At 53.0% G+C, this 3,400-nt stretch carries 2 protein-coding genes; one reads left to right on the forward strand and one right to left on the reverse strand.

All coding sequences use genetic code 11. From position 1 onward, the window contains the following. The first annotated feature begins 118 nt into the window (after positions 1-118). A complete protein-coding gene (locus tag AC221Y_RS22180) occupies positions 119-928 on the forward strand; it encodes a division plane positioning ATPase MipZ (protein ID WP_299752077.1) in 810 nt (269 codons plus the stop codon). Here AC221Y_RS22180 and AC221Y_RS22185 read toward each other — a convergent pair. Next, on the reverse strand, positions 912-1,862 hold the full coding sequence (locus tag AC221Y_RS22185; RefSeq protein WP_486708474.1) for a hypothetical protein: 951 nt from the start codon (positions 1,860-1,862) through the stop codon (positions 912-914). The two genes, AC221Y_RS22180 and AC221Y_RS22185, sit on opposite strands and share 17 nt — an antisense overlap. Positions 1,863-3,400: the final 1,538 nt, after the last annotated feature.

Consider the following 3,400-nt stretch of genomic DNA (forward strand, 5'->3'; position numbering starts at 1 on the left):
CGCGCCCCCTTGAAACACCTTACCCGCAATGCACTCTCGCGCTTTTATTGCGGACAGTGACAACATATAGTGCAGCCAACCGGCGGCATCTGGACCGCTTCAAGATCAGAGGCAGGCAGTGGCCCATATTATCGTCGTAGGCAACGAAAAGGGCGGTGCGGGTAAATCCACCGTGTCCATGCACATCTCGACAGCCCTTGTGCGGATGGGGCATGTTGTCGGCGTTCTCGATCTTGATCTGAGGCAGAAAAGCTTTGGGCGTTATATCGAAAACAGGAAAGCTTTTCTGGACGCTGAAGGCCTCGATTTGCCGACACCGATCTATCGGGAGCTGCCAGCAATAAGCGCCGAAAGCCTAGGCCCCGGCGAAAACGTCTACGATCAACGCCTGTCCGCCGCTGTTACAGGCCTGGAGCGCGAGGTCGAGTTTATCCTGATCGACTGCCCCGGCTCTCATACACGGCTAAGCCAGGTGGCGCATTCGCTTGCCGATACGCTTGTAACACCTTTAAATGACAGCTTCGTGGACTTCGATTTGCTGGCGCGGACCGATGCGCAGTCAAACAAAATCCTAGGGCCCTCGGTGTATTCTGAAATGGTCTGGAACGCGCGGCAGTTGCGCGCACAAGCAGGCCTTGACCCGATCGACTGGGTAATTGTGCGCAATCGCGTCGGCGCACAACAGATGCATAACAAGAAAAAGATGGCTCAGGCCGTCGATGCACTGGCCAAACGGATCGGCTTTCGCGTAGCGCCCGGGTTCTCAGAACGGGTTATTTTTCGCGAGCTGTTTCCTCGCGGACTGACGCTTCTCGATTTGCGCGATATCGGCGTACAGAATTTGAACTTGTCGAATGTCGCCGCGCGTCAGGAACTGCGGGAACTGGTGAAAGAGCTGCGCCTGCCAGGTGTCACCGTCGACTTTTAAGACGCGACAGCACTGGCCCCACATGGCGCGAAATGCGCTCAAACGACATTTCCGAAGAAACGCGCGCATCGTTTTCCGCTTTTTGAATTTCGTCTTGCGGCAGCAGCGGGTCAAAAAACAATGCCGACTGACCCGTCCCCGTTTGATTGGGCTTTCGGAGACCTGAAGACTTCAAAACGATAGGGTGTTTTGAAAATCCACGAGCAAGCAGACTAAGGCCGAACAACAGTGCAATAGTTCCAACCGATCCAAGAAGGTTTCGGGCTTCTGTCATATCCGCTCTACGAGGGGTCGCCCGAAGAGCAATAAAGGGTGCAATCAGTGGCACCGCTTGGCCGCCGGAAAGATTGTATTCTTCGCGCGCCGCAATCTCGACCTCTTGGCGCGTCGTTCCTTCGGCCAAAAACGCGCGCGAGAACGCCACACCCGAAACAAGCGCCAGGTCTCCGTTGAAGCCGCGCCCGAGCACCGTCAAACCAAAAGCTTCGGCGTCACGAGGGCGCAGAATTTTGTCCGTCATATCGTAGACCAAAACAGCGATTGGCGTATCTTTGTTTGCTGCTGATGCGCGACTAACGGGGCGATGCGGCCTGCGCGACTGTTCATTGATAAAAGATGCTGCTCGCACGAAACTGCCTTCGCTGACCGGATAGACCGGCAGGAGCAGATAGCTTTCTTTCAGATCGCCCTCACCGAACTGATGCAAAACGGATTGATCAATATCTGCTTCTGCCAATACCTGCAGCTCACCCAATAGATTGCTGTTGGACGCCCGATCAAAATCCTGAATACGAACAGGATCGGGCAGATTAACTTTTGTCGCCAGCGTCTTGTCGGCAAGGTTTTGATCGTTGTGATAGGTCAGCCCCATAGCGGCAATGATCAGAACGGCGCCAAGCGTCATCCAGAATCTGGGAACTCCAATCCATGTCATCACCTGCGACACCAACGCTGTCATCCTTCTTCGCAACCACTATAATTTCGCTAACCATGATCGGCTAACGGGGCGCGAAAGTGGCAAGGAGGCGATGTATTGTTCGCGCTTCCGAGACAGATCGTTCTCGGATATCTGCGTTTTTGGCCCGTTCCAACCTTCTCGACAGCTGAGCCGGCCCAAATCCGGCGAAACCAAGGCTATGTCGCGTCAGATACCTTTGCCTTGCTGCATGCAGCAAGCCTTTGAGAGCTATTCGTCACAAATCGCAAACAAGCCCAACGGAGCAACCAAAGCTGGAGCGGTTGTCATCTAACCACGACAAAACCTACGTTTCGTGATTTTTCCATCAACGCGCCACAGATAGGCCAAGTTCTTTGGTTAAATCTTTAGTCGTAGTGTAATTAGTATGTGGTTTGTTATGAACTCTTTCCTTGTCGTCTGCCTTTGCGGACTGGTGTTTTCGATTCTTGCGGGCATGGTCAATCTCGTCAAAACCACCGTTTCCCCCAAAAAAACCCCTTATGATCTTTGGCTCTCCGATGCGCAAAAGCAGAGTACAGTGAAGCTCAATCCTTCACGAAAGCTTTAGTGACTTTGTATGTTGGCGATGGTTCTACCACGGCAAAAAGCACTCAGCGTTTGAAAATATAAGCTCCAAACAGGCGGGCGCTCTCTATCCTGCCTCGAAGATCCAACGGATATCTTCCCGTCACGCGCGTCGCGATGTAGCGGTCCACAGGGCGTTATTTGCGGCTTGGCATAGGCGCCATCCCGGCCTCGTCTTCCATAAGTCAAAATATCCACTACTTGGCCCCTATTTGAATTAACTCTTCCCAACCTGATACGCACCACTCCGTTCATGAAGGGTGCCGTGTTGGCACGTGCGTTTTCGACCGGAGCAAAGTCGCCAAGACAGGTCCAACGTTCCTGCCTCCAATAAGAAAGACAGCGTTTTTGCCAACGGAAAATTCAAGAACAGCGCAAGCAACTGTCTCAGAACGCAAACCGACAAGGGGTTTCTTGATGGCCGAACGGACCCTGTTCAACAGATATCTCTCGCCAAATCAAAGGTTGGCGGGCTATTCCTCGGGGCATTATTCTTCAGCGCTCTCACCAATCCACTCATTCTGGGTGCCCACTGTTTATGCTGCGGGTTTACGAACGCGTGCAAGGATCGCGTTCGGAAGGGACGCTTTTCGCCCTCTTTGCATTGCTCTATTTCAAAGTACTGGAGCGGATGCAGACATCGATGAGGCAATTGGGATGTCGTATTATCAAGCCGTGCTGGTGCCCGATCAAGCGGCCATGACGGCCTTACCAGACCTTAAGCCGTGCCCCAGCAGGCCAGATGAAGCCTTCTTGAAAACGGAAGATCGAACTCCGCGATCGTATCTACCCCAACAATTATCTGTCAATTTTCAAAGAGCCTTCCACGGGGAATAGACAGCCGATACAAAAACACAGGTTTGCCTGGGCGTGGCCACGTCCATTTTATTTCAGGCGGCTTCGGCGGTATCGGAAAAGAGCGTCACAAG

The sequence above is a fragment of the Boseongicola sp. genome (assembly GCF_057460485.1).